Genomic DNA, 2,094 nt, shown 5'->3' on the forward strand with positions numbered 1-2,094 from the left:
TTCCAGCACGTGATCGGCGGGGACAAGCATGGCGGATCGCTCCCGTCTCTGCACCTCTGGGGGCGTTTCCCCCCTGCCGCGCTACTGCCGCACGACGGTCGTCTTGCTCTCGGTCCAAGGGTTGCCACTGAGCGCCCCGATGATGCAGAAGAAGTGAAGGATCAGCCCGGGGAGGATGAGGGCGGCGTAACCCATCGTCACGAGGAAGAACCACACGATGCCGTTGATCACCTGGCCCTTATAGATCTGGCCGAGGCCCGGGATGAAGAACGTCAGGACGGCGGCCACCCCCGGGCTCCATCGTTGCACCGGCATCTGGTTGATGATCGTGACGCTTCCCCCCGACGGTACCGCGACCGGGCTGGCGGCCGGCGTCGGCTCGGCAGCAGCCGGCTTCACGGTTGGTAACGGCTCAGCCTCGCGATCCGCTGGCTTGGGTCCCTCGAAGCGGTCGGGGAGCTTGCGGCGGCGGGCGAGAGCCGAGCGGCTGTTGCCGATGGCTTCCTGGAACAGCTGAGCGAACTCGACCGACAGCCCGGCGATCACGAGGACCATTCCGGCGACGGTGAACGCCAGCGAGAACGACGTGTGGGCGATGATCGTGAACGCCAATCCCAGCAGCGTGATGAACGCACCGAACGCGGCGACGAGATGCCGGGGAGCGATGTTGTCCCAGTCGATGAGCGGGGAAGCGGGTGCCGGGTTCGGCTTCTTGGAGGGGGAAGACTTGGGCTTGGGGGTCGGTTGGCCGACGGCCAGCGGCGAAAGGACCTCGTGAAGTTGGCGCGGCAGCCGGGGGCCGAAGAGCCAGTCCTGATCGCCGGCCCGGACCCACTGCTTCATGCCCGCGGTCCATACCAGGTCGTCGGGTTGGAGCCAGCCGTCGGTAACGAGCTTCTTGAGCCGCTCCCGAGGAACTGGTCCATATCGGCTGCCGTTACGGGCGTAGTGCCAGTCGCCGTCCATCGTCGCGTCTCCAGGTCCCGGGAAACTGCTCCCGGATCTGGACAGTGAAGCAGACGAGGTGGACAGCCTTGGTCCCGATTTCGGAAAAATCCAAGCAGGGTGGGAAGTTGGCCGGGACCCGTTTTCCGGCCAGAATCGGGCGTTTGACCTGTGCGGCACCCTCAGACCAAGCCCCACCATGCAGTTTTGGGACTACTTCACGCACCACCAGTGGGCCAAGTCCCAACCCGAGCTGCGCCGCGAGGTGAAGGCGGTGGAGGTGGGGCCGTTCTACGCCTGGTACCTGTCGCAGATCGCCTCGCGGACGCTGGCGTCGACGGGCCGGCGGCTGGAGGAAGTGGACCCGTTCACGCCGTCGCTGTTGAACCTGGAACGCGACTGGTCGCTCGCCGGCCGCCCCTACTACAACCTCTGGCCGAGCCTGCTCCCCGCCCTGTCGCGATTGAAGCTCGACGCCGACGCGTCGCTATTCACGCTGCCGCTCGACCGGCTCCTGCTCCGGTTCCCGAAGACGGGTAACCCGCTGCAGTGGGAGCATGGAGGGCACACGTGGAGCGTCAGGACGGTCCTCTGCGAAAACTCGCGGCTGGCCCATGACACCCGTCCCGGTGCACCGGCCGTGCTGGTCCGGGAGGGTGAAGCGCCACCAGAGACCGTGCGTGGGCTGACGTTCTGGATCGACGCCGGGGAGGACATGCTCGGGCAGCCGGTGGCGGCCGACGGTCCCGGTGTGCTGCGGCGGCTGATGTACAAGCACCTGGTGTGCGTCGAGGGGCATTCGATCGAGTGGTCGTTCGAAAAGATCCCCGCCCACCCGAGTACCGAGTTGGGGCTGATCTACCCGATGGAGATCGTGCAGGCGGTCGCCCGGATCGTCTGCACGCTGTGCGTGATGGCGGACGATCCGCAGATCGTCGAGCCGGTGGTGCTGAAGGACGACGAGCAGAAGTACGAGAGGACGCTCGATCCGGCCCTGGTCGAGAAGGCTCGACGACGCGGGAACCACGGGTGGCACGTCGGCAAGTCGATCGAGGTCGTGCCGCATCTCCGAGCGGCGTCGCCGGCTGCCCTGTACTGGACCGGTGAGGGGCGGAAGGTGCCGAAGATCCGGTTCCGCCGCGGGACGGT

At 66.8% G+C, this 2,094-nt stretch carries 2 protein-coding genes; one reads left to right on the forward strand and one right to left on the reverse strand.

The features are described 5' to 3' along the window. Window positions 1-81: 81 nt before the first annotated feature. The gene (locus tag FJ309_17475) at window positions 82-1,146 is read right to left on the reverse strand and encodes a DUF4339 domain-containing protein (GenBank protein ID MBM3956364.1); all 1,065 of its coding nucleotides are present in this window, start codon (window positions 1,144-1,146) and stop codon (window positions 82-84) included. Here FJ309_17475 and FJ309_17480 point away from each other — a divergent pair. Beyond that, a partial coding sequence (locus FJ309_17480; GenBank protein ID MBM3956365.1) for a hypothetical protein occupies window positions 1,145-2,094 on the forward strand: 950 nt, incomplete at its 3' end. The genes FJ309_17475 and FJ309_17480 overlap by 2 nt on opposite strands.

It is taken from the genome of Planctomycetota bacterium, from assembly GCA_016872555.1.
GTDB lineage: Bacteria > Planctomycetota > Planctomycetia > Pirellulales > UBA1268 > F1-20-MAGs016.

Coding starts and splice junctions, on each gene's coding strand:
- FJ309_17475 (MBM3956364.1), bottom strand. CDS start 1,146: ATGGTGGGGCTTGGTCTGAGGGTGCCGCACAGGTCAAACGCCCGATTC.